This window comes from Novosphingobium sp. Leaf2, assembly GCF_001421325.1.
In the GTDB taxonomy this organism is placed as follows: domain Bacteria; phylum Pseudomonadota; class Alphaproteobacteria; order Sphingomonadales; family Sphingomonadaceae; genus Novosphingobium.
The window spans coordinates 514,808-536,447 of record NZ_LMJY01000012.1 but is presented as its reverse complement, the minus strand read 5'-3'; the positions used below and the strand labels follow the sequence as shown (position 1 = coordinate 536,447).

The window sequence follows — 21,640 nt, the reverse complement described above, 5'->3', positions numbered from 1 at the left end:
GCGCGATGGCTGCAAAACTTAAAGTATTTGCCACCGCCATCGGGTTTCACGATGCCTACGTTGCGGTGACAAGCCGCAAGGCGGCGCTGGCGGCCTGGGGCGCGAAGGGCGATCTGTTCGCATCGGGCGCGGCGCGGCAGGTTACCGACCCGGAACTCACCAAGGCCCCGCTTGCCGATCCGGGCACCGTCATCACGGTTGCGCGCGGCACGCTTGACGAGCATCTGGCCTCGCTTCCCAAAGTGCTGGCCAAATCCAAGGCGGTGGGCAAAGCCAAGGATGGGGGCAAACCCAAAGCGGCGGGCAAGGCCGGCAAAGCCGATACGCCGCGCCCCAAGCGTCCAAGCCGCGCCGCGCTGGACGATGCGCAAGCGCGCCTGGACCGCGATCGGCAGGAACTGGCTGACGAAATCGCGCGCATCGAGGCAGAGCGCCAGACCCTTGCCGATCGTATCGTGCAATTGGGCAAGGACGCGAAGGCGCGCACGGCCCACCTTGAACGCACGGTCAAGACGGCGCGTAGGGCCTACGATGCGGCGATGACCAGATGGCGCGCCGCCGATTGAACCGTGCGCAGGTCGGCTTACTGTTCGCCGCGCAACTGTCGCTTCACGGCCGAGCGTGGCCACCATGTCAGCGCGTGCTCGTCATGCGCGGAGGTCCAGATGCCGGACGGGGTGTAGCGCAGCGCGCCGCTGCCAGCGGGCTTTCCGATGCGCGCTTCGATCGCCGAGGAGGCGTGATCGATGACCACGAACACCTGATCGTCCGTGGTGCGCAGCCACACTTTGCCGCCGCCGGTATCGATATCGCCCCACTTGAGATTGTCGCCCACCTTGATCCGCCCGGTCACCACGCCGCTTACAGGGTCGATGCGGGCAACGGTGCCATCGCCTTGTTCCTGCACCCACACCGCGCCTTCGCCGGCGGCCAGGAAACCGGGCTCCTTGCCCAGGGGTGTGCGCACGGTGACGGTGTTGGTCCTGGGATCGATGCGCTGCAACGATTGCTGCGAGGCGCTGACCGCCCACACCGCGCCTTCCCCGAACGCGAGGTACCACGTGCCCGGATCAACGGGGACCGAAGCGATCACCGCGTTGGTGGCCGGATCTATGCGCGCGACCATGCCTTTCGCGTCGCTGGCCACCCAGATCGACCCGTCGCCCGCTACCACGTTAAGCTCACCCTTGGGATTGGCGATGCCGGTAGGGATCGTGGCGGTCAGCGTGGCGGTGCGAATATCTATGCGATTGAGCGTACCTTTTCCGCAATCGGCAACCCACAACGCGCCATTGGCGATCGCCATCGCCCCGCACGGGTGCGCCATCGCCACTTGCGCCAGCTTGCCCTTGCGCGACCATTGTTCCACCCGGCCCTTGTTGGTGGCCCACACGGTTTTGCCATCGACGGCCAGAAAGTCGGCAAAGCCGGGCACGGCGATAACCTGCTCGCCTTTTGCTGATGCGGCGGCAGATACCCCGAGCCCGACCATACCTATCGCCAAAGCCATCAATTCGCGCTTGCGCATGTGTGCCCCCTTAGTGAACGTGTGTGGACAATGAGCCCTTTGCAGCCGGTCAGGCCCCGCGTGCGATATAGGCGCGCCAGCCGCCCAGGCTGGTGATGTCTTCCGCGCCATCCATCGCGCGCGGTTCGGCGACGAAGCCCTTGACGCTGCTGCCATCGGCCAGGGTGACCGTGCCGATCGCCAGCGGCGCAGGCACATCCACCACGAAGCTGCCGAATTCGGCCACGCCCAGTTCGTACACCTCCACCGCGATCGGTGCGCCGCTGTCGCTGTGCACCAGCGCGGGCTTTGGCGGGACGCTGTCGGCCATGGCGTAGAGCCGGTAATTGGGTGCGGTTTCGAACGCGCCGACGAACGTGGCATCGCGCGATGTCAGCTGCCAGTGCAGCGGCATGTCTTTCAGGTGCGCGCCGACGACGGCCAGTTTTACGGTTTGCATCTTACCCTCTGTATCAAGTGGTGGGACGGCGGAAAGCTCGGCGCTGGCAAGGTAGGCATCAGCCGCGTCCAGCAGGGCGCGGTCGCTGTCCGCCGGGCCGATCAGGGTGATGCCAAACCCGGTCGCGTTGGCCCTGATGCCCGCTGGAACCGCTACGGCGGCCATGTCCAGCAGGTTCACGAAATTGGTGTAGAACCCCAGGTTGCTGTTGAGCGCGATGGGGGCCGCCAGCAGTTCCGCCACCCGGTATGTGGTGCCGGTGGTGGGGAAGGCGAGCATGTCGATCCCGCTCCACAGCGTATCGGCGTGGCGCTTGATTTCGGCCAGACGATACATGCCGTTGAACAGATCCACCGCGCTGAACGCGCTGCCGGGCTGCACCACCGCGCGCACGGTTTCGTCCACCGCGTCGGGGTTCGTGGCCAGGATATCGGCCATGGCGGCGGTGCGTTCAGACACCCACGGGCCGCCATACAGCAACTGCGCGGCTTCCTGCAGCGGCGCGTAGTCTATCTCCACGATCTGGGCGCTACGGGCCAGCGTGGCAAGCGCGCGGTCATAGAGATATTGCGCCTCGCCGTCGCCGAACCAGTTGCGTTGATGTGCGCGCGGCACGCCGATGCGCCGGGTGCCCATGGTGCGGTCTATCAGCGGCTTGGAATACGGATCGCGCGGGTCGAACCCGGCGACCACGTGATCCACCAGCCGGGCATCGACGGTATCATCGGTAAATACCGTGATGCAATCCAGCGTGCGGCAGGCCGGCACCAGCCCGCGCGTGCTCCAGCGGCCCTTGCTGGGCTTGAAGCCGATCAGGTGATTGAACGCGGCCGGCACCCGGCCCGACCCGGCGGTATCGGTGCCCAGCGCGAAAGCGACAAGCCCTGCGGCCACCGCCACGGACGATCCCGAACTGGACCCGCCGCTGACGTAGGCCAGGTTATAGGCGTTGCGCGGAATGCCATAGGGACTGCGCGTGCCCACCAGCCCGGTGGCGAACTGGTCCAGGTTGGTCTTGCCCACGCACAGCGCGCCGGCATCGAGCAGGCGTTGCACCACAGCGGCGCTGGAGTCCGGATCATAGGCAAAGGCCGGGCAGGCGGCGGTGGTGGCAAAGCCGGCCACGTCGATATTGTCCTTCACCGCGAACGGTACCCCGGCCAGCGGCAGGACTTCCCCGTTGGCGATGCGCGCGTCGATGGCGCGGGCGGCGGCCAGCAGATCGTCGCGATTGGCACGGCTGATCCATATCTGCGGCTGAACCGCATCGTAAGCCGCGATGCGCGCCAGGGTTTCGGCGGCAACCTCTTGCGCGCTGGTGTTGCCGGACTGGACGGCGGCGGCGATGGCCGCTGCGCTCTGGCGCGGCGCGGCGCTCATGCGTGCCGCCTCAGCGCCAGCATCGGCGCGCCCGGTTGCAACGATTGCCCCTCCTGCATGTACAGCGCGGCCACGGTGCCGCTGCCGGGGCTTTCCACCGACGTTTCCATCTTCATCGCCTCGATGATCGCTATCTTGTCTCCGGCGGTGACGGTATCGCCCGCCGCCACCAGCAATTTCGTGACGCTGCCGCCATAGGGCGCTTCGACCAGATCGGAACCGGCAGGAAGCTCCACTGCCGCATCTGCCGGCGCTTCGGCTTCGCCAAGATCGGCCACCTGATCGAATTCGCCCCGGCGCTCCCACTCGGCGCGCTCCTCGTCGAAGGCGGCCTTGCGGCGTTCCTCGAAGGCGGTGATTCCCTCTGCATTGCGCGCCAGAAACGCGCGATAGTCCGCCAGCCTAAATTCGGATTGCTCGATGCGGATGGAACGCCGCCCGGTGGGAAACTCCCGCCGCCAGTCGGCCAGTTCCTCGGCGCTGACCGGGTAGAAGCGGATCTGGTCGAAGAAGCGCAGCAGCCAGGGTTTGCCTTCGGTGAAGGCGTCCGTCTGGCGATAGGTGTTCCATACCTGGATGGTGCGGCCGAACAGCTGGTAACCGCCCGGACCTTCCATGCCGTAGATGCACATATAGGCCCCGCCGATGCCCACCACGTTGGGCGGGGTCCAGGTGCGGGCGGGGTTGTACTTGGTGGTGACCAAGCGATGACGCGGGTCCACCGGCGTTGCCACGGGCGCGCCCAGGTATACGTCGCCCAGGCCCATAACGAGGTAATTGGCATCGAAGATCAGGTTTTCCACCGCGTCGGCATCGGCAAGCCCGTTGATGCGGCGGATGAACTCGATGTTGTCCGGACACCACGGCGCATCGGCGCGCACCGTGGCCATGTACTTCGCGATCGTCTCGATAGTCGCCGGGTCACGCCAGCTGAGCGGCAGGTGCACCACGCGTGAGGGGATGGTGAAATCCTCCAGATCGCCCAGCCGCTCCTCCGCGTCGATCAGCGCGGCCAGCGCGGCGGCGGGGCGCATCGTCTCGCCATCGAAATGTAGCTGGAGCGAGCGGATGCCGGGCACGATGTCGATGATGCCGGGCAGGGCCAGCCGCTCAAGCTCGGTCATCAGCGCGTGCACGCGGATGCGCAGTTCGATGTCCAGCACGATCGGGCCGTATTCGACCAGGATGTTGCGGTCGCCCTGCTGGCGGTAGACGGTGCGCGGACGGCCCGGCCCTTCCGGGATTTCCGCCAGGATGGGAGACAGTGTCTCGATCGCGCTAACCGGGCCTTGAGCGGGGCTTAAGCCGTCGCTGATCAGCGCGCGCTGGGCGGCATCGGCCTGGCCTGCGTCCTCGATCGTCACGGGTGCGAAGCGCAGCTTGTCTCCCGGTGCCAGTTGCCCGATCTTCCAGCGATCGGCCGCGATCACCACGAACGGGCACACGAACCCGCCCAACGACGGCCCGTCCGGCCCCAGGATGATCGGCATGTCGCCGGTGAAATCGACCGCGCCGATGGCGTAAGGATTGTCGTGGATATTGGACGGGTGCAGCCCCGCCTCGCCGCCATCGGTGCGCGCCCAGCGCGGCTTGGGGCCGATCAGCCGCACCCCCGTGCGGTTGCTGTTGTAGTGGACCCGCCACGCCGCCGCCAGGAACGTACTGACGTCCTCGTCCCGGAAAAAGTCCGGCGCACCGTGCGGACCGTACAGCACGCGCAACGTCCACTCGTTGTTGATGGCCGGCAGGGCCACCTGTGGCAGCGCGGCCCCGGTATCGCCATCGCCCAGGTGCAGCGTGTCACCGGCCAGCAAGCGGCGGGCGGCATGGCCACCGAACTGTCCCAGCTCGAACGTGCTGCAACTGCCCAGATACGGCGCGATGTCCAGCCCGCCGGCAAACAGGATATAACCGCGCAGGCCCCCGCTGGAGGCCCGGCCCATCGCCAGCGTCTGGCCCGCCGCAACGTCGATGGGGACACCCGGGTCGACCCGCACGCCGTCCAGCGTCGCGCCAAAGTCCGCCCCCGTCAGGCAGATGCGCGCCGGGGCGACGAACGCCAGGGACGGGCCGGTGACGGTCGCTTCCAGGCCGGGCGTGCCTTCGGGGTTTCCGAGCAGGCGATTGCCGAGGCGGAACGACTGGTCGTCCATCGGGCCCGACGGCGGAACACCCACCGCCCACAGCTTTTGCCGACCGGGCCAGTCCTGCACCGTAGTAGCGGTGCCGCCGCTGATGACGCGGATGGAGCGGGGCTGATACGCGATGGTATCGAGCACGCGGGTGGAAACCTCGCCGCTGGTGAAGGCGGGCGCACGCACGACATCGCGCAGCCACCGCAAGTTGGTTTCGATACCGTCCGCGCGGCTGGCGTCGATCGCACGCTGCGCGGCCGTCACCGCCTCGGCGCGGGTAGGGGCGTGCACGATCAGCTTGGCGAGCATGGGATCGTACCACGCGCTCACCGTACTGCCGGACGAACACCAGGTTTCTACCCGGATATCCGACGGAAATTCCAGCGCCGTCAGCGTGCCCGAAGTAGGCCGGTAATCCAGCGAGGGGTCTTCGGCGTACAAGCGCATCTGCACCGCATGGCCTTGCGGCGTCGGTGCCGGCCCATCGAGGAACGTGAAGTCTTCGGCGGCCCCGCGCACCATCCATTCGACGAGGTCGATCCCCATGACCGCTTCGGTCACGCCGTGCTCCACCTGCAGCCGGGTGTTCATTTCGAGGAAGAAGAACTGCTCGCGGTCAGCGTCGTACAGGAACTCGACCGTGCCGGCCGAGCGATACTGCGCAGCTTGCCCCAGGCGCACGGCGGCATCGAACAGGGCTTCGCGCACAGGCTGCGGCAGCAGCGGTGCGGGCGCTTCTTCCACCACCTTCTGGTTGCGGCGCTGCAGCGAGCAATCACGCTCACCCAGCGCGATCACGCGGCCCTTGCCGTCCCCAAACAGCTGCACTTCGATGTGCCGCGCGCGCCGGATGTAGCTTTCCAGGAAGACGCCGGCGTCGCCGAAGTTGCTCAGGCCTTGACGCACGACGGCTTCGAAGCTTTCGCGAAGCGATGCCTCGTCCTCGCACACGCGCATGCCGATCCCGCCGCCGCCGGCAGTGGCCTTGAGCATCACCGGGTAACCGATCTCCCACGCGGCGAAGACCGCCTGGTTCTCGTCCGTCAGTAGGTCGGTGCCCGGCGCCAGCGGCACCTTATGGGCGGCGGCGAGCGCACGGGCGCTGTGCTTCAATCCGAAGGTGCGGATGTTGGGCACGGTCGGGCCGATGAAGACGATACCGGCCTGCTCGCACGCCTGCGCGAACTCCACGTTTTCGGCCAGGAACCCATAGCCCGGATGGATCGCGCCGGCACCGCTGGCGCGGGCTGCGGCCAGGATCGCGGGAATGTTGAGATAGCTTTCGGAAGCGCGCGCGCCGCCGATGCAGATCGCCTCGTCCGCTTCGGAGACGTGGTTGGACCCTTCGTCCGCTTCGGAATAGACGGCGACGGAGCGCAGGCCCATGCGCCGCAGCGTGCGGATGATCCGGGTGGCGATCGCGCCCCGGTTCGCGATCAGGACGGTGTCGAAGCTCATGCGGAAACGATCATGCGCACGGGCGTGGGGTTGAAGCCGTTGCACGGGTTGTTGATCTGCGGGCAGTTGGACACGACCACGATCACGTCCATTTCCGCGTGCAGATCGACCGACAGGCCGGGCGCGGAAATGCCATCGACGATCCCCAGCACGCCATCCGCTTCCACCGGCACGTTCATGAAGAAATTGATGTTCGAGACGATATCGCGCTTGCCCCGGCCTTCCAGCAGGTTGGCTTCCAGGAAATTCTCCACGCAGGCGTGCTCGGCCTTGGTGTGATGTCCGTAGCGCAAAGTGTTGGATTCGCACGAACACGCGCCGCCGATGGTGTCGTGATATTCGACCGAGGTGGCCGCGATGGTCATCATCGGGCGGCCCTCGTTGGAGCGCAGCACGGTGCCCTGGCGCAGGAACAGGTTACCCTGCGCGGCGACGGTATCCTGCGCGCTGTAGCGTTCGGCATCGTCCGCGGCGGCGTACAGCAGGAAATCGACGGCCTGGTTGCCTTCGAGATCGACGATGCGCAGGGTTTGGCCAGCAGCGATATGATGCAGCCACGGCGCGCGGGCGGGCACGATCTCGTCGTGAATAACGGCGCCTGCAAGGCCGGAAAGGTGGAGGTCGGCAGTCATGGCAAAGCCTGTCCTTGTCAGCGGCGGAAGTAATCTTCGGCGTTCTGGAAGGCGCGCAGCCCTTCCGGCGTGGCGTTGCGTACCGGGTCGTCGGGCGGCGTGACGGGGCCGCGCCATGCCGAGGCGCGCAGCGGGGTCACCGTCCAGTCGTCACGCGGGTCGAGGACATGCGGGCAATTGGCGATCACCACGATGACGTCCATCTCGGCGCGCAGCACGATGCTGCGACCCGGGGCGAACGGGCCGACCTGCGGCGTGATCGTGCCGTCCGCCTCGATGCGTGCGCCCTTGAAGAAGGTAATGCACGGATGCACGTCGCGCCGGCCAAGCCCGTGTTTGGCTGCGCCCAGCAGGAACCGGTCGCGCCCGCTGGGGAAGGGGCCGCTGTTGCTGCCGTTGCCGTACTTCGCGGCATTGGTGGCCGCGTTCGACGTGCCGCTGAAGGCGTCGTGCGTCTGCGCGTCATCCTCAAGGATGCTCATCAGCACCCGGCCCATGTCGGACAGCAGCAGCTTGCCCGCGCCAAGATACGCGTTCCACTGCACTTTCACCGTGTCTGCGACGTTTAGGCGTTCGCTGGGCATGTCGGCGTTGAACACCAGCATGGAGGCGCAGGCATCGCCCTTGAGATCTATCAGCCGCAGCCGCGTGCCGCGCGACAGGCGCCGGGCAGCGTAACCGCCCGCAGCGATGGTTTCCTCCCACACATGGTCCGCAGCCTTGACGTCGGGCGGCAGATCGTCGGCTTTGGGTGGCAGCACCGGCATGCTTTCGGCCACGGTGCCGGCCATCGCGCGCGCATGGTCACGCGCGGCCAGGGGATTGGCCAGGGTTTCGGTCATACGTTCACTCCGGTGGATTGGGTGGTGCCGGGTTCCGGTTCGTAAAGCGGAGGCAGCAGTGAGGTAGTCGTCACCAGTTCAAGCTGCTGGACGCCGCGCACGCGCCGGATTGCGTCGCACAGGGCCTTCAGCTTGGCGGCGGGGCCCTGGACGAGCAGGACTTCGAGCGACTGGTCGTCCTCCAGCACCACATGCTGCGAGGAGATGACCTCTTTCAGAAATTCCGCCTGGGTCTGCGAAAGCAGATGGCGCACGCGGCCGCGCTCGCTGCGGTAGACAACCGTGATGGTACCCGCGAGCGTCTCGTCAGGCCGGAACAGGGATTCGTGTTCCACCAGCGCATGGCGGATCAGTTCGGCGATCAACTGCGAGCGTGAGGGCAGGCCGCGTTCGCTGACCATCAGGTCAAGCTGGCGGAACAGGTCCGCCGGCAGGCTCATGCTGAGCCGCGCAAGGGTTGAGGATTCCGCGCTCACGCCCGTGCCTCCAGAATAGTGGCAATGTCACTGGCCGTGATGTCGTCTGCCGCCACGTCAATCCGGTTGCGCAAGGGCAGGTCGTATACGGCAGTGGCCCCGAAGCGGTGCGGCGCGTGCGGGTCGTGCCGGCGCTTGTCCAGCGCGAGCACGCGGGTTCCCAGCGTAAACGCTTCGCGGATATCGTGCGTCACCATGATGATGGTCAGAGCATAATCGCGCCAGAGGCTTTTGATCAGCGTGTGCATGTCGGCGCGGATGCCGGGATCGAGCGCGCCGAACGGCTCGTCCAGCAGCAGGATGCGCGGGCGCTTCACCAGCGCCTGCGCGATCGCCAGGCGCTGCTGCATGCCGCCGGACATTTGCGCCGGATACAAGTGCATGCTGTCCGCCAGGCCGACCGAGTGGAGCATCGCCGCCGCTTCGTCCCGTGCTGCGCGACGGGCGGCGCCGAACAGGCGGGCCGAGAACGGCGCTTGCGCACATTCGATCCCCAGCATCGTGTTGCGCAGCGCCGACAAGTGCGGAAACACCGAATAACGCTGAAACACGACGCCGCGGTCCGGCCCGCATTCCGGCTTGAGCGGCACGTCATCCAGACGGATGCTGCCACGCGTGGGCGCTTCCTGACCCAGGATCAGGCGCAGGAACGTGCTTTTGCCAGCGCCCGATGGCCCGATTACCGACACGAACGCGCGATCCGCGATCTCCAAGTTCAGCTTCTCGATGACGATGCGGTCGCCGTATTCGACCCATACGTCGCGCAGGCTCAGGATCGCGCTCAATGGCTTTCTCCGTGGGCCCAGGGGAACAGCCGCCGGCTGAGGAATACGAGGAGCGTATCCATCGCGATCGCCAGCAGGGCGATCCACGCCACGTACGGCAGGATCACGTCCATCGACAGGTAGCGGCGAACCAGGAAGATTCGGTAGCCCAGCCCCACGTCCGACGCGATCGCCTCCGCAGATATCAGGAACACCCAGGCCGGCCCCAGCGAAAGGCGCATGGCGTGCAGCAGCCGGGGCATGGCTTGCGGCAACGCCACGCGGATCATCACCTGCCAGCTGCTGGCGCCCAGCGTTTGCGCCTTGATGATCTGCTCGCGCGGCAAGGCGCCCACGTGCGCGGAAATGTCGCGGATCATCACCGGCGCGATGCCGATGACGATGAGCGCGATCTTGGAGGTTTGGCCAAGGCCCAGCGCGATGAACAGGATCGGCAGCAGCGCGATGGGCGGAATGACGGCGATGCCGGTGACGAGCGGCGAAAAGGTGGCGCGGATGGGCGGCAGCACGCCCAGCGCCAGCCCCACCACCAGCGCCATCAGCGTGGCTATGCCAAGCCCGGCGCCCAGGCGCTCAAGGCTGGCCAGCGTATCGGCCCAGAACACCAGCTGGCCCGACATCACATCCGGCTGGAATATCAGCGCGGCCATGCTGTGCGCCATGGTGCCGGGCAGCGGCAGGATCTTGTCCGCCGGGTTCGCGGCATGACGATCCGCCGCGACCACCAGATAGATGATCGCCAGCACTGCGATCGGCAGCGCGCCAAGCAAAATCCGGTCGCTGCCCCGCACGTGGCGGTTCACCCAACGCATATCGTCATGTCCTCAGGTAGAAGGTGAGGGAGCGGGCTTAGAGCTTGCCTTGCGCAGCCAACTTCATGAAGCTGTCGTCGAAGCGCAGCGTCACGTGCTGGGGATCGCCCAGCGTCTTGCCGCCGGGAAACGCCATGCCCACCGCGTCGGCGGAGGTAGCGCCTTTGAACAGGCCCTTGGAGAAACTGAAATCGCGCACCCGGGTCATCGTGGTGATGAGCGAGGGGCTGGCCGTGGCGGCAACGGCGGCCTTGGGATCGGCGTAAAGATAGGTCGTGGTCAGCTGATTGTCGAACGCCTCGGGTGTGGACCCGGCCAGCTTCGCCATCGCCGCGCGCGCGGCCTTGCCTTGCGCGTCCTGGCGTTTCATCAGCGCAACGGTTTCGTACCAGATGCCCGCCAGCGCCTTGCCCAGCTTGGGATTGGCCTTGAGCGTTGCGGTATCGACCGCCAGCAGATCGAGGATTTCGCCGGGAATGTCGGCGGAGCTGAACACTTCCTTCGCGCCTGCCTGCGTCTTCATGACGGAAAGCTGGGGGTTCCACGCCACCGCTGCCTTGACATCCGGGCTGGCGAACGCACCGACGATGTCGGCGTCCGCGGTGTTGACCGTCTTCACGTCTTTAAGCGACAGGCCGACCGTGCCCAGCCCGCGCGCCAGCAGATAGTGCGAGACGGACAATTCCACCAGATTGACCGTCTGGCCCTTGATGGCCTTCAGATCCGACGCCCCTTTGAGCATAATCCCGTCGTTGCCGTTGGAATAGTCGCCCACGATGATCGCGCTGGTATCCTTGCCGCCTGCGGCCGGTATCGTCAGCGCGTCCATATTCGCCACAGTAACGCCGTCCAGCTTGCCGGCAGTGTACTGGTTCACCGATTCAACATAGTCGTTTACTTGGACGACATTGATCTTGATGCCGTACTTGTCAGCCCACTTCTTCACGATGCCGGCCTGTTGTGCGTAAGGCCACGGCATCCAACCGGCATAGATCGACCAGCCGATGCTGAATTCCTGGCGGGGCTTTTGCGCATCGCCTGATGTTTGTGAACAGGCGGCGGTAAAGAGCGCTCCGGTCATCATTGCGACCTTGGCTGCACTACGGATCGATACGCTCATCACTCGGTCCCCTTTCGCACTGCAGCATCGCTGCGATTCGCACTTTTGTCCATCACAAAAATATTACGAGCAGATAATTCTGTAATACTTTGGCGGAGCGGGAATATGTGTGGATGCGGCGCGGTGTTTGATGAGCGGTGGGCTCGGCGAGAACCAACCGGCAGGCGCTGCGAGTCAACGCATCGGTCGGCCGGTCAGGCCGCAACCTCGCGCTTGGAGTGTTTCGCGCCGGGCGAAGGCAGATCGTCGGCACCATCCGGCTCATGCAGCTGTGGCAGCAGCGCCGTCGTCGTCACCAGCTGAAGTTGGTGGACGCCGCGAATGGCGCGCAGCGCATCGCACAGGCCTTTGAGCCGCATCGCCGGGCCTTGCACCAGCAGCACTTCGAGCGACTGGTCATCTTCCAGAAAGACATGCTGCGAGGAGATCACTTCCTTGAGGTATTCCGCCTGGCTCTGCGCCAGTTGCTGCCGCACCCGCCCGCGATCGCCGCGATAGACCAGGGTGATCGTGCCGGCGAGCATCTCTTCCGGGCGAGTGTGCGCTTCATGCTCTGCCAGCGCATGGCGGATCAGTTCGGCGATGAGCTGCGATCGCGAAGGCAGGCCCCGTTCTTCCACCATCGCGTCCAGTTGCCGGAACAGTTCTGCGGGAAGGCTCATGCTGAGGCGGGCAAGGGAGGGGTCGGTGCTCAAGCTGTATTCCTGTCCGCTGCTGGGGCTGCGCGCGACCGGAGTTGCCGCGTTTGGCGAACGCATCGGTATCAACGCCGTGCGCCGATACCAAGCGGAAAGCGCCCTGCGAATCGCCATGCGGCCACGACGGCGCGTGTTTGGCCTGCAGCACCTGCGCCAACGCTATCGTCCCAATGTTACGGATTTACGCACAAAGCCCGCATCCGCGTCGGTTTGCGAAAGGCTGAAGGCAAAAAGTGGTGTGGTAAATTAATACGCTTGACCGGAAACGTAATATCCATACCGTATGAGTATTCGCCTGGCAGAGCGATGTTTCCGGGAGAGAGAATCTTTAGCAACCAGTCGGGGTGTCCGGCTTGGATGGGGGTTTTCTATGGAGCGATTGCCGGCCTGCAACACGATATCGTCAGACGACGTGTCATCCGTCGCCGGCGCTGCATCGTTCACCGTAAAGCCTGAAGCCGAGCAGGGTTCCGGCACGTTGCGGACACATTTTTTCAACCTGCTGCCACCCATCTTCGTAGTGGCGATCGTTGTGTTCTGGGCATACGCCCCACCGTCGCTGGTCAACAATGCGTGGGCGATCGTCGTAACCTCCGTTCTCATCTCTGCGCTGGTGCAGGCACTGGAATTTATCCACGAGCGTCACTCCGGCTGGCGTATCACTACGCATGAGTTCGCGACGGACTTGTTCTACGTTATTCTGAGCTTCACAGTCATTGCCTGGGCGTCGAGCGCATTCGCCGACGATCCGCTGCACGCCGTGAAGCAATCGCTGGGCATCACCACGCAGTGGGCGATGCACATGCCCTTCGTGGCGCAGGTGGCTCTGGTCGTTGTCCTGATCGAGTTCGGTCAGTACTGGATGCACCGCGCGATGCATGGGTGGACGCCGCTGTGGCTTACCCATGCGCCGCATCATCACATCACCCAGCTCAATGCAATGAAGGGCTATGTCGGAAATCCGGTCGAACTGTTCCTGATCAGCCTGAGCGTAGTGGCCTTGTTCGACGTGCCGCTGGCGGCCGTGTTCTGCGGGCTCAGCATCCTCAACGTGGTGTCCACCTTCGCGCACGCCAACGTGCGCTCAGACCCGCCGGGCTTTTACGCGTTCTTCTTCACGACGATCCGTAACCACAGCCTGCACCACTCGGTTGGTTACGAGAACACCCGCTGCAACTACGCCAATTCACTGATCCTGCTCGATCGCATATTCGGCACGTACTGCGAAGGTGAGTCCGACATCGTTGGCCAGGACGCGCGCAAGCGGCTGTCGATCGGCGAACAATTCCTGTTTCCGTTCCAACCCCTGATCGCTCGGATCGGAGCACGGCACGGAAAGACCGGTTTGCCGGTGCCATAATGCGGTTCGTGTCAGGAGGCACGCATAGCAAACAGGTCCGGTAACACGTTCAAGCCGGGCCGCAGAACTCAACCGGCATGACATCCGCAAAGCGATGGCCGGCGAAGACCAGGGACTTCAACCAGACGCCTGCCGCGTCTGACCACGTGTGGTCAGGCCGCAGGACAGACATGACCAGAAAACGGGGAAGCACATGAAACACCGCGCCAAAATGAGGGCAGCGCTACTGTCCGCCACAGTGTTCACCAGCGCCGCGCTGGCATCGCCGGCACTGGCTGCCGAAACGCCGGCAGCCGCCGCCGCAGCGCCTGCCGCCGATGCAGCGCCGGCACCGGCAGATGCAGCCGCTCCGGACACGTACAGCGGCGATGCGATCATCGTCAGCGGCACGCGGCGCAATACCACGATCATCGAAACCCCGATCAACATCTCTGCGATCGGTACTGAGGAAATCCAGCGCCAGCGCATCGACGATGTGCGCGATCTTGCCGCCTTTACGCCTGGCATGACCATCTCCGATACCGGTCCCGGTTCGACCGGAACGATCGTCCTGCGCGGTCTCAATGCGTCGGACGTCGGCTCGAACGGCAATAGCTACGACGACTCGCTGGGCATTTACCTTGGCGAAGTGCCGCTCTATTACGACTTCAAGCTGCTGGATATTGCCCGCGTGGAAACGCTGCTGGGCCCGCAAGGGACGCTGTACGGGCTGGGCACGCTGGCGGGCGCGATCCGCTACATTCCCAACCGGCCCAACGTCGAAGACTATGAAGGCGAAGTGCACGGGCGGTTGTACGACAAGGCGCACGCCAGCAAGGCGGGCTACCAGATGGACGGGATGATCAACATTCCGATCGTCAAAGACCACATCGCGTTCCGCTCGGCAACGGGCTACTACTATGATCCGGGCTTCATCGATTACCCGCTGCTGTTGCAAACGCCGGGCGTATCGCTCCCGCAGCCGAGCGGCCCCACCAGCGTGACGCCTGAAGGGTATGCGGCGAACCTCAAGTCCAAGAAGGATCTCAATTACGAGAAGACCTTCACCACCCGCAACCAGCTGCTGTTCCAGACCACTGACGACCTGAAGGTGATCTTCACATACGCGTTCCAGCAGACCAAGACCGATGGTGCGCAGTCCAACAGCGCCGGGGTGCTGGGCACGGGCAAGTATCAGAACGCGTCGCGCTATGAAGAGCCGGTGAACCGTCGCGCGCATCTGGCCAGCATGGAGGTCAACGCCAACATCGCCGATATCGCCGATCTGGTATCGACCACCGCCTACACCAATGTGCGCACGCGTTCGCGCAGCGACAATACCGATCTGCTGCTCGATCTCGATTACGGCTACCAGCTGTTCCCGGCCTTCTCCAGCTGGAACGAGAGCGACAACAAGCGCAAGCAGTTCAACCAGGAAGTACGCCTCGTTTCACGCCACGGCGGTCCGTTCAGCTGGGTGCTGGGCGGGTTCTACAACGAACAGAAACTGCACAACGACTATGCCGAGCACGTGCCCGGCCTTTCGGACTACTACGGCATAACCGGCAACCCGCAGGATCTGGAATACGTCAGCTACACCAAGTCGAAAGTGACTGAAAAGGCGATTTTCGGCGAAGGCACCTTCAAGGTGACGCAGCAGTGGCAGGTCACCGCCGGTGCGCGCTATTTCAAGTATACGTCGAACATCCAGGGCGCGTTGACGCTGCCGCTGCTTGGCGAGCCTCTCAGCCCCTATGACGTGAAACCCGCAGGCGGCGCCGCGAAGAAGGATGGCTGGGTGTGGAAGTTCAACACCTCGTACAACTTCACGCCGGACCTGATGGTCTACGGAACCTACAGCAAGGGCTATCGGATCGGCGGACCCAACCGCGTTGCGCCGTGTCCGGCAGACCTCAAGGAAGTGCAGAACGCCTGCGCGCTGCCCAATGAAATACAGTACGGGCCGGACCAGACGAAGAACGCGGAAATTGGCGTGCGCATGCAGTTGCTGGATCGCAAGCTGACCTTGAACTTCGATGTGTACGACATCAAGTGGCAGGGCATCCAGGTAGATTCCGCGACATTCTACGGGGCGACCGGCATTACCGTGAACGGCGGCGCGGCAAAATCGCGCGGCTTCGAAACCTCGTTTCAGTTCAAGCCGGTGCCGCAGCTGTCGATCCAGGGCACGTACTCCTACACGGACGCGAAGCTGACCGAGGATATTCCCAATATCCTGACCGTACGCACCACGCCGGGCGATTACGACACCAGGCCCAAGTTCACCCAGCTTGATGCACTGGCGGGCGATCGCCTGCCGGGTTCCGCCAAGAATGCCGGCAGCCTTGGAGTTACCTACACCACCCCGTTCAAGGCTGGGAACATCATCGCCAACTGGACGGCCACGTATCGCGGCAACATCGTATCGCGGCTCGGTTATGACCGCGCTTACGGTGACAAGATACCCGGCTACGTGCTGCACCGTGCGACGCTAGCGTATGAGACGGACGCCTACACCGTCAGCCTGTTCGCCAACAACATCTTCGACAAGTATGCGGTGGTGTCGGTCGGCAACGACCGGTCACGCATCGGTGTCGTCGATGGCGTGACGGTCCGGTACTATCGCCAGACGGTGCTGAACCCGCGCACCGTGGGCATCGAGGCGCGCATCAAATACTGATCGCGGCAAGGGAACAGGGCGTCGCGCAACAGCGCGGCGCTCTGGTTCCGGCTGGGAGGCAAGGATAGTTCCGAACGAAATGGGTGGCGATATGCGTGCGCGGTCGAGAGTTCCCTGAATGGCTTACTTTGGTGGATTCAGGACGGTCGGGTTTGAGGCTACAACGATCGTAAGGCGTAATGTCCGGTCGCACCTACTGGCTAACGCTGTCGGCCCTTCGCGCAAAGGGCCTGCCCTTTCGGGCCGAAGTCTATTCGATCAAAAAAGGCTTTGTCCTTCGTGCTCCCGTCGAAAACAGAACCAAAGAATTGGTTTTGCCAATCACCCCTCTCAGCAAGATAGCCACGGAACTTGCCATTTTCGATCGCGCGATGGACGGTTACACCATCGCGGCGCATTAGTAACGGACCGTTGCCCTGGACCTGCGCGGCGTTGCCGCTATACACGCCCCACCAGTGATCAGTTGATCCGGCCGGTCCCTCAAACCGAAAGACGTTGAAATCCGGTCCTCTTTCAATGAAGACCTTCTCATTGGGACCAAGTTCGACCCACGCCAATCCAGCACAGATGCCGCCATCATGTGTGGGAGCCGCCTCGGGCGCGTCAGCGGCAGCAGCAAGCATCAAAAATCGGCAGCATTTTCGCCTCCCTATGGCGTTGATCTATGCCAGCCGATGAGAACGTCAGCAATAGGGCGCGCCTTGGTTGCGCTCTAACGGCGACAAAGGGGCGTAAGCAGAAAGTCCGGTTGCGATCAAACACCCACAACAAACCATGCCTTGGCCCCAAACTGAACCTGCCCACCCCCTAACCGGTAGCGATGCCTTGCGCTGTTAACCACGCGCGCGCCGGTTCCAGTTCGTGCGCATAGGATCGCCATTTGCCCACGGCCTTCGCGTTCATCGGCAGGCGCACTTGCGCGGCGCTGGGCGTGGCCACCGCTGCGCTGTTCCGGTGGAATGACAGGCAGGCATCGTCCCACGGCAGGCCGCAATGGGCCAGCAGCGCGCGGGTTTGGCCTTCCTGATCGGCGACCAGCGCTTCGTAAGACAGTTGCAGCACGCGGTCGGGGAACAGCCGCTGCCACAGCGTCATCAGCCGGTCGAACCAGGCGTAGTAGCGCGCGGTGTCCATCAGGTCGTACGAATAGGCGTAGTAGGCGGACTGGCTGGCGAACAGGTTCTTGTAGTTGCTCCAGATCGTGTCCATCGCGCCGCGCCGCAGGCACACGATGCGGGCATCGGGCAGGGCGCGGGCTATATGGCCGATATACAGGAAATTGGCGGGCAGCTTGTCCGTAAAGCGCGGTTTGCTCGTCCGCCGGTGATGGCTGGCCTGCGCCAGATACGCATCGGCTATCGCGGCGGGATCGATGCCGCCGCTGGCCCGCACCGTGTCCGGATCGATGATCGTGCGCGATGGCGTGCCTGCGAGCTGCTTTACCGCCAGCGGCATCGCCTGCAATTCCCCGGTCGCCTCCACCGCGTGATGGGACGACAGGATGCGGTCTACCAGCGTGGTGCCGGTGCGCGGCATGCCCACCACGAAGATGGGCGAGGGGCCGGCTTTGCCCGCGCCGTGCGCCAGCGTGCCGTCCCCGCCGAACAATGCTTCGATGGCATCGAACATCGCCGCATCGTGCGCGAAATCATACCCGATCGCGCGCTTGTAGGCGGTGTTGGCGCAGGACAGATGCGCGAATGCGCCGGCGGCTTCGCCGATGTCTTCCAGTTCCTTGGCCAGTGCGTACCGGATGCGCAGCGCGTCCTGCGGATCGCGGGCCTGCGCCAAAGCGGCTTCAAGGCGGGGTACATGGTTGGCCGCAGCGGTCTGGCGTGACAGGATCGCCAATGCGTAATGCGTGCGCGCATCGCCGGGATTATCCGCCAGGATCGCTTCGTAGTGGCTGCGCGCCTCGTCCACCCGCCCGGTAAAGCCGCTCGCTGCCGCAAGGTTATAGCGATAATCCAGATTGTCGGGCTCTGCCGCCACGGCGGCGGTGAAGGGCTGCACCGAGGTTTCGTGATCGCCAAGCCGGGCCAGCACGCAGCCGATGGTATCCAGCGTCAGCGCGTCGTCCGGCTCCAGCGCCAGCGCGGCACGCGCGGCCTTGGCGGCATCGCCATCGCGGCGCAGCAGGATCAGCAGCCGCGCAAGCTGCGCCAGATGTTCAGCCTGCGGTTCGCGCGACACAGCGGCCTCGATAAGCGGGACGGCCTTGGCCACATGCCCGGCTTCTGCAGCCACCATGCCGAGCAGGAAAAACCCGGCGGCGCGGTCCGGCTGCTGTTCGGTGAGGGTGCGGGCGGCCGAAACGGCGGCGGCCAGATCTCCGCGCGCGAGGGCTGCCCTGGCCTGTGCTTCCAGTGTCAAAGGGGAGCCTCGTCCTGTCGCATGATGCATTCGGCGATAGCCAAGCGCAGGCAGCGTGACAATCGTACTGTGGCGCGCCGTGGCGTTACTGGCGCTATGCGGCGCGAGCGTATAAAGCGCCGCGATGCTTCGCCTTACCGACATTACCCTGCCGCTGGACCATGCCCCCGCCCATCTGGACGCGGCGGTCTGCGCGCGCCTGGATATCGCGCCCGCCGATCTTGAGCGGGTGACGGTGTTCCGCCGTGGCAACGATGCGCGGCGCAAGAATGCCATCAAGCTGGTCTATGCGCTGGATGTGATCGTGCGTGACGAGGCCGACGTGCTCGCCCGCTTTGCCGGTGATCCGCATGTGAAGCCCACGCCCGATACCGCTTACAAGTTCGTGGCGCGCGCGCCCGAGGGCTGGGACGGTCCACGCCCGGTGGTGATCGGCGCGGGGCCGTGCGGGCTGCTGGCGGCGCTGGTGCTGGCGCAGATGGGGCTGAAGCCCATCATCATCGAGCGCGGCAAGGCCGTGCGCGAGCGGACCAAGGACACCTGGGGCCTATGGCGCCGCTCGGTCCTCGATCCCGAAAGCAACGTGCAGTATGGGGAGGGCGGTGCTGGCACGTTCTCGGACGGCAAGCTGTACAGCCGCATCAAGGACCCGCGGCACCTCAGCCGCAAGGTGCTGACCGAATTCGTCAAGGCCGGCGCGCCGGACGATATTCTCACCGAAGCGCATCCGCATATCGGCACGTTCCGGCTGGTCACCATGGTCATGTCCATGCGCGAGACGATCGAGCGGCTGGGCGGCGAATACCGTTTCGGCACGCGGGTGGAGGACTTCGCGATCGGGGAAGATGCGCACGGGCAGCGGCGCATCGAAGGGTTGCACTTGTCGTCCGGCGATTATCTGGAGGCCAGGCACGTCATCATGGCGGTGGGGCATTCCGCGCGCGACACGTTCGAAGTGCTGCACGCGCGCGGCGTCTATATGGAAGCCAAGCCTTTCGCGATCGGCGTGCGGATCGAGCATCCGCAAAGCTGGATCGACAAGGCCCGCTATGGCGCTTGCGCCGGCCACCCGATCCTGGGCGCGGCGGCCTATTCGATCTCGCACAAGGCCAGCAACGGGCGCACGGTCTACTCCTTCTGCATGTGCCCCGGCGGGCGCGTGGTCGCCGCCGCCAGCGAGGAAGGGCGCGTCGTCACCAACGGCATGAGCCAGTATTCGCGCGCCGAGCTCAATGCCAATTCGGGTCTGGTGGTGGACGTCAGCCCGGAAACCGACTTTCCCGGCAACCCGCTGGCGGGCATCGCCCTGCAGCGCAAACTGGAAGAACTGGCGTTCGTGGCCGGCGGGTCCAATTACCAGGCGCCGGGGCAGAAGCTGGGTGATTTTCTGGCAGACCGGCCCTCCACCGCGCTGGGGTCGGTGACGCCCAGTTATCAGCCCGGCGTCCACCTGACGGACCTGAAGCAATGCCTGCCCGATTATGCCGTGGAGGCGATCCGTGAGGCACTCCCGGTATTCGGGCGGCAGGTGCCCGGATACGACCATCCGGACGTGGTGATGACCGGGGTGGAGACGCGCACGTCCTCGCCCGTGCGCATCACACGGGGGCGGGACTTCCAAAGCCTCAACACACGCGGGCTCTATCCCGCCGGGGAGGGTGCAGGGTATGCGGGCGGCATCCTGTCCGCCGCGGTGGACGGTATTCGCTTGGCCGAAGCGCTCGCTCTCGAACTGGTGGGGCCGCAGGCGTGAGCCAGGGCGCCGCCGAGCAGTATGACGCCATCGTGCTGGGTGCGGGCGCGGCGGGCCTGTTCTGCGCGGCCACTGCCGGGCAGCGGGGCAAGCGCGTGCTGCTGCTCGACCATGCGCCGGAGCCCGGCCGCAAGATCGTCATCTCGGGCGGCGGGCGGTGCAATTTCACCAACCTGCACACCGCGCCCGACCGCTATCTGTCCAGCAACGGGCATTTCGCCAAGTCCGCTTTGAGCCGCTATACGGCTGCGGACTTTGTTGCGCTGGTGGACGCATACGGCATCGCCTGGCACGAAAAGACGCTGGGGCAACTGTTCTGTGACGGGTCGGCCAAGCAGATCGTCGCCATGCTGCTGGAGGAATGCGCCAAGGGTTCGGTGACGTTGCAGTGCGGGCAGGCAATCGGCGAGATCGGGCATGCCGACGGCGTGTTCCAGGTGGCGCATGGCGGGCAGATGGCGCAGGCAAGCGCGCTGGTCATCGCCACCGGCGGACCCTCGATCCCCAAGATGGGCGCGACCGGCCTAGCGTATGATCTGGCGCGTCGTTTCGGGTTGAAGGTGGTGCAGCCGCGCCCCGGCCTGGTCCCGCTGACGCTGGCTGGCGACGAGGCACTGTTTCGCGATCTGTCCGGCGTATCGACAGAGGTGGTTGCGCGCTGCGGCAAGGCGTCGTTTCGCGAAGCCGCGCTGTTCACCCATCGCGGGCTGTCCGGCCCCGCGATCCTGCAGGTGTCCAGCTACTGGACGCGCGGGGATACGGTGACGGCGCAATTCCTGCCCGATCGCACCGAGGGTTGGTTGCGCACGCTCAAGCGCGAACGGCCCCGCCAGGCCTTCCGGACGGCGATGCGCGATGCGCTGCCGGAGCGCTTGGCCGATGCGCTTTGCGCGCGGCTGGGGCTGGAGGGCGAACTTGTGGGCCTGACCGACAAGGCGCTGGCTGCCGCCGAAGCGAAGTTGATGCGCTGGCCGTTCCTGCCCGACGGCTCCGAAGGGTTCGCCAAGGCGGAAGTGACGGCAGGTGGGATCGACACCGCCGGCCTGTCCTCCAAGACGATGGAGGCGCGCAGCGTGCCGGGCCTGTACGCGATCGGCGAAGCGGTGGACGTTACCGGGTGGCTGGGCGGCTACAACTTCCAGTGGGCCTGGGCGAGCGCGCGCGCCGCTGGCCTGGCATTATAGCCCCGT

Annotated in this window: 18 protein-coding genes; 6 read left to right on the top strand and 12 right to left on the bottom strand. The window is 65.0% G+C overall.

What is annotated here, in order from left to right; genetic code table 11:
- Nucleotides 1–5: 5 nt before the first annotated feature.
- A complete protein-coding gene (locus tag ASE49_RS09165) occupies nt 6–566 on the top strand; it encodes a hypothetical protein (RefSeq protein ID WP_056770803.1) in 561 nt (186 codons plus the stop codon).
- A gap of 17 nt (nt 567–583) precedes the next feature.
- Here the strand turns inward: ASE49_RS09165 and ASE49_RS09160 are convergent, their stop codons facing one another.
- From ASE49_RS09160 to ASE49_RS09115, 10 genes are all read right to left on the bottom strand, one after another.
- Nucleotides 584–1,528 (bottom strand): Vgb family protein, encoded by a 945-nt coding sequence (locus ASE49_RS09160; protein WP_056770799.1) that lies wholly within the window; start codon nt 1,526–1,528, stop codon nt 584–586.
- A 49-nt stretch (nt 1,529–1,577) separates the two neighbouring features.
- Entirely contained in the window at nt 1,578–3,347 is a 1,770-nt protein-coding gene (gene atzF / locus ASE49_RS09155; RefSeq protein WP_056770796.1) for an allophanate hydrolase, read from the bottom strand.
- Nucleotides 3,344–6,940, bottom strand: a complete 3,597-nt coding sequence (gene uca, locus ASE49_RS09150; protein ID WP_056770792.1) for an urea carboxylase — start codon at nt 6,938–6,940, stop codon at nt 3,344–3,346. The genes atzF and uca overlap by 4 nt, the downstream gene beginning before the upstream one ends.
- On the bottom strand, nt 6,937–7,572 hold the full coding sequence (locus ASE49_RS09145) for an urea amidolyase associated protein UAAP2 (RefSeq protein ID WP_056770787.1): 636 nt from the start codon (nt 7,570–7,572) through the stop codon (nt 6,937–6,939). The genes uca and ASE49_RS09145 overlap by 4 nt, the downstream gene beginning before the upstream one ends.
- A 17-nt stretch (nt 7,573–7,589) precedes the next feature.
- Nucleotides 7,590–8,414, bottom strand: coding sequence for an urea amidolyase associated protein UAAP1 (locus ASE49_RS09140; protein WP_056770785.1), 825 nt, complete (start codon nt 8,412–8,414; stop codon nt 7,590–7,592).
- Nucleotides 8,411–8,854, bottom strand: coding sequence for a CopG family ribbon-helix-helix protein (locus ASE49_RS09135; RefSeq protein ID WP_442945973.1), 444 nt, complete (start codon nt 8,852–8,854; stop codon nt 8,411–8,413). Before ASE49_RS09135 ends, ASE49_RS09140 begins: the two co-directional genes overlap by 4 nt.
- 32 nt (nt 8,855–8,886) lie before the next feature.
- Nucleotides 8,887–9,675, bottom strand: a complete 789-nt coding sequence (locus ASE49_RS09130) for an ATP-binding cassette domain-containing protein (RefSeq protein WP_056770779.1) — start codon at nt 9,673–9,675, stop codon at nt 8,887–8,889.
- The gene (locus ASE49_RS09125; protein WP_056770776.1) at nt 9,672–10,487 is read right to left on the bottom strand and encodes an ABC transporter permease; all 816 of its coding nucleotides are present in this window, start codon (nt 10,485–10,487) and stop codon (nt 9,672–9,674) included. The genes ASE49_RS09130 and ASE49_RS09125 overlap by 4 nt, the downstream gene beginning before the upstream one ends.
- Nucleotides 10,488–10,524: 37 nt before the next feature.
- Complete coding sequence (locus ASE49_RS09120; protein ID WP_056770773.1) at nt 10,525–11,607, bottom strand: putative urea ABC transporter substrate-binding protein; 1,083 nt, start codon at nt 11,605–11,607, stop codon at nt 10,525–10,527.
- A 194-nt stretch (nt 11,608–11,801) separates the two neighbouring features.
- Nucleotides 11,802–12,269, bottom strand: coding sequence for a CopG family ribbon-helix-helix protein (locus ASE49_RS09115; protein WP_056770770.1), 468 nt, complete (start codon nt 12,267–12,269; stop codon nt 11,802–11,804).
- Between the two features lie 25 nt (nt 12,270–12,294).
- On the opposite strand from ASE49_RS09115, the gene ASE49_RS09110 reads away from it, so the two are divergent.
- The 3 genes from ASE49_RS09110 (at nt 12,295) to ASE49_RS09100 (ending at nt 16,324) form a co-directional block, all read left to right on the top strand.
- The gene (locus ASE49_RS09110) at nt 12,295–12,555 is read left to right on the top strand and encodes a hypothetical protein (protein WP_156370226.1); all 261 of its coding nucleotides are present in this window, start codon (nt 12,295–12,297) and stop codon (nt 12,553–12,555) included.
- 120 nt (nt 12,556–12,675) lie between these two features.
- A complete protein-coding gene (locus ASE49_RS09105) occupies nt 12,676–13,665 on the top strand; it encodes a sterol desaturase family protein (RefSeq protein ID WP_082456372.1) in 990 nt (329 codons plus the stop codon).
- A 193-nt stretch (nt 13,666–13,858) separates the two neighbouring features.
- Nucleotides 13,859–16,324 carry a TonB-dependent receptor gene (locus ASE49_RS09100; protein WP_056770765.1) on the top strand — a complete coding sequence of 822 codons (2,466 nt, stop codon included), beginning with the start codon at nt 13,859–13,861 and terminating at the stop codon, nt 16,322–16,324.
- A 200-nt stretch (nt 16,325–16,524) separates the two neighbouring features.
- Here ASE49_RS09100 and ASE49_RS18205 read toward each other — a convergent pair whose 3' ends face one another.
- Together ASE49_RS18205 and ASE49_RS09090 are read right to left on the bottom strand one after the other, a co-directional pair.
- Nucleotides 16,525–16,947, bottom strand: coding sequence for a hypothetical protein (locus ASE49_RS18205; protein ID WP_156370225.1), 423 nt, complete (start codon nt 16,945–16,947; stop codon nt 16,525–16,527).
- Between the two features lie 184 nt (nt 16,948–17,131).
- Entirely contained in the window at nt 17,132–18,727 is a 1,596-nt protein-coding gene (locus ASE49_RS09090) for a tetratricopeptide repeat-containing sulfotransferase family protein (protein ID WP_056770760.1), read from the bottom strand.
- A gap of 94 nt (nt 18,728–18,821) precedes the next feature.
- On the opposite strand from ASE49_RS09090, the gene ASE49_RS09085 reads away from it, so the two are divergent.
- Together ASE49_RS09085 and ASE49_RS09080 are read left to right on the top strand one after the other, a co-directional pair.
- Entirely contained in the window at nt 18,822–20,450 is a 1,629-nt protein-coding gene (locus tag ASE49_RS09085) for an NAD(P)/FAD-dependent oxidoreductase (RefSeq protein WP_056770759.1), read from the top strand.
- Entirely contained in the window at nt 20,447–21,634 is a 1,188-nt protein-coding gene (locus tag ASE49_RS09080) for an NAD(P)/FAD-dependent oxidoreductase (protein ID WP_056770756.1), read from the top strand. The genes ASE49_RS09085 and ASE49_RS09080 overlap by 4 nt, the downstream gene beginning before the upstream one ends.
- The last annotated feature ends 6 nt before the right edge of the window (nt 21,635–21,640 follow it).

Excerpts from the sequence above, each read along its gene's own strand:
- ASE49_RS09085 (WP_056770759.1), top strand. The coding sequence starts at position 18,822 with ATGCTTCGCCTTACCGACATTACCCTGCCGCTGGACCATGCCCCCGCC.
- atzF (WP_056770796.1), bottom strand. The coding sequence starts at position 3,347 with ATGAGCGCCGCGCCGCGCCAGAGCGCAGCGGCCATCGCCGCCGCCGTC.
- ASE49_RS09135 (WP_442945973.1), bottom strand. The coding sequence starts at position 8,854 with ATGAGCCTGCCGGCGGACCTGTTCCGCCAGCTTGACCTGATGGTCAGC.
- ASE49_RS09145 (WP_056770787.1), bottom strand. The coding sequence starts at position 7,572 with ATGACTGCCGACCTCCACCTTTCCGGCCTTGCAGGCGCCGTTATTCAC.
- ASE49_RS09120 (WP_056770773.1), bottom strand. The coding sequence starts at position 11,607 with ATGAGCGTATCGATCCGTAGTGCAGCCAAGGTCGCAATGATGACCGGA.
- ASE49_RS09115 (WP_056770770.1), bottom strand. The coding sequence starts at position 12,269 with ATGAGCCTTCCCGCAGAACTGTTCCGGCAACTGGACGCGATGGTGGAA.
- ASE49_RS09090 (WP_056770760.1), bottom strand. The coding sequence starts at position 18,727 with ATGCATCATGCGACAGGACGAGGCTCCCCTTTGACACTGGAAGCACAG.
- ASE49_RS09125 (WP_056770776.1), bottom strand. The coding sequence starts at position 10,487 with ATGCGTTGGGTGAACCGCCACGTGCGGGGCAGCGACCGGATTTTGCTT.
- uca (WP_056770792.1), bottom strand. The coding sequence starts at position 6,940 with ATGAGCTTCGACACCGTCCTGATCGCGAACCGGGGCGCGATCGCCACC.
- ASE49_RS09160 (WP_056770799.1), bottom strand. The coding sequence starts at position 1,528 with ATGCGCAAGCGCGAATTGATGGCTTTGGCGATAGGTATGGTCGGGCTC.
- ASE49_RS09140 (WP_056770785.1), bottom strand. The coding sequence starts at position 8,414 with ATGACCGAAACCCTGGCCAATCCCCTGGCCGCGCGTGACCATGCGCGC.
- ASE49_RS18205 (WP_156370225.1), bottom strand. The coding sequence starts at position 16,947 with ATGCTTGCTGCTGCCGCTGACGCGCCCGAGGCGGCTCCCACACATGAT.
- ASE49_RS09100 (WP_056770765.1), top strand. The coding sequence starts at position 13,859 with ATGAAACACCGCGCCAAAATGAGGGCAGCGCTACTGTCCGCCACAGTG.
- ASE49_RS09105 (WP_082456372.1), top strand. The coding sequence starts at position 12,676 with ATGGAGCGATTGCCGGCCTGCAACACGATATCGTCAGACGACGTGTCA.
- ASE49_RS09165 (WP_056770803.1), top strand. The coding sequence starts at position 6 with ATGGCTGCAAAACTTAAAGTATTTGCCACCGCCATCGGGTTTCACGAT.